The organism is Amycolatopsis sp. NPDC051106, from assembly GCF_040682775.1.
Lineage (GTDB): Bacteria > Actinomycetota > Actinomycetes > Mycobacteriales > Pseudonocardiaceae > Amycolatopsis.
The window spans coordinates 1-1,488 of sequence record NZ_JBFBBQ010000205.1; the positions used below are offsets into that span (position 1 = coordinate 1).

1 protein-coding gene is annotated in these 1,488 nt (G+C 68.1%); it reads right to left on the minus strand.

What is annotated here, in order from left to right:
• Nucleotides 1-14: 14 nt before the first annotated feature.
• Nucleotides 15-1,229, minus strand: coding sequence for an IS110 family transposase (locus AB0M83_RS48555; protein ID WP_364529646.1), 1,215 nt, complete (start codon nucleotides 1,227-1,229; stop codon nucleotides 15-17).
• Between the last annotated feature and the right edge of the window lie 259 nt (nucleotides 1,230-1,488).

Here is a 1,488-nt window from a genome sequence, read left to right on the forward strand (position 1 = left end):
CTGAGAGCCCTATGTCAAGCGGCCTGTCGGCGGAGGGTGTTGAGCTGGCCGTGTAGGTCGGGGTTGTAGGGCTGGTGGTCGTGCCAGCAGCGCCAGAGGATCCTGGTCCAGGCTTGGGCCAGGATCCTTGCTGCGTGTGGGTGCCGGCATCCGCGTTGGCGGGCTCGGTGATAGGTGTTGTGGGCCCAGGTGTTGGCGCGTGGGGTGTCTTGTGCCCAGTCGATGAGCGCGGCGCGGAGTTGCTTGTTGCAGCCGCGGCGGTAGGCGACGGTGCGGTGTTTGCCGGATTGGCGGGTTGAGGGCGCGACCCCGGCGGCCGCGGCCAGTGCCTGCGCGTCGGGGAAGCGGGCGCGGCAGTCACCGATCTCGGCGAGCAGGGTCGCGGCGCGAACGGTGCCGGCTCGGGGCAAGGACTGGAAGATCGGTCCGTCGGGGTGGGCCAGCAGCGCTTCCTTGATGCGCGTCTCAAGATCGGCTTGCTGGGTGCGGAGGTGGCTGAGCAGGTTCACGAGGGTGAGCACGATGACCTCGCCGGCCTCGGCTGCGGGCCCGGTGGTGCGTCCGGTGACAGCCGCGCGCAGGTGAGCGGTCAGGTCGGCAGCACTCTGGCGGCCGGGGTAGCTGTTGGCCTTGAGCCAGTTCGCCATTCTCGAGGGGGAAAGCCACGCTGCCTTGGTTTCGGACGGGAAACGGCGCAGGAAGGTCAGGCTGATGGGCAGGTCGAGTTGGCTGAACAGGCCGATGGCTCCGGGGAAGTTGTGCTGCAGCACGGCCAGCAGCTGGTTGTGCACCGCGATCCGGTGATTGATCAGGTCATGGCGAGCGCGGACCAGCATTCGCAGCGCGATGGTGTCGTCGCGGTCAGGGCGCACGATGGCCCAGCGGCCGGTGTCGGTGCGCAGGGCATCGGCCAGTACGAAGGCGTCGAACCGGTCGTCCTTGTTGCCGGCGCTGCCGTAGCGGGAGCGCAGTGAGGTGACTTGCCTGGCCGAGATGACCACGACCTGGAAGCCGTCTCGGAGCAGGTGCTCGACCACGGGCCCGTCACCGCGTTCGATCCCGACCCGGGTGATGTCATGCCGGGACAGCAGCGCGGTGATCTTGCTCAGCCCGGCTCGGGTGTGTGCGAGGGTGACTTCCTCGATCCGGTGCCCGGCGGCATCAACGATGCATACCGCGTGGTGGTGCCAGGACCAGTCGATTCCGGCGAACGTGGGCGTAGCCTCCATGGTGTGCTCCTTTCCGTCAGCCCACGGAAATCAGCACTCCGGTCCGGGACGTGACGGTCGGTCGCTCACTGAGGCGCTCCAGGCCGGCAGGCCTTGGCGCATAGCCCTATGGCCGATCTGCACGTCCCGGGCCGCCAGGCCCTGCAACTCTCAGCCAGGTCATCCCGGCAGGGTGACGTGGTCAGCTCGGCAGTGACCTGGCAGGCCCGGGGTGCAGACAAGACGTGTACGCCTGTCCTCCCCTAACGTCCACCAGTGA

Excerpts from the sequence above, each read along its gene's own strand:
- AB0M83_RS48555 (WP_364529646.1), bottom strand. The coding sequence starts at position 1,229 with ATGGAGGCTACGCCCACGTTCGCCGGAATCGACTGGTCCTGGCACCAC.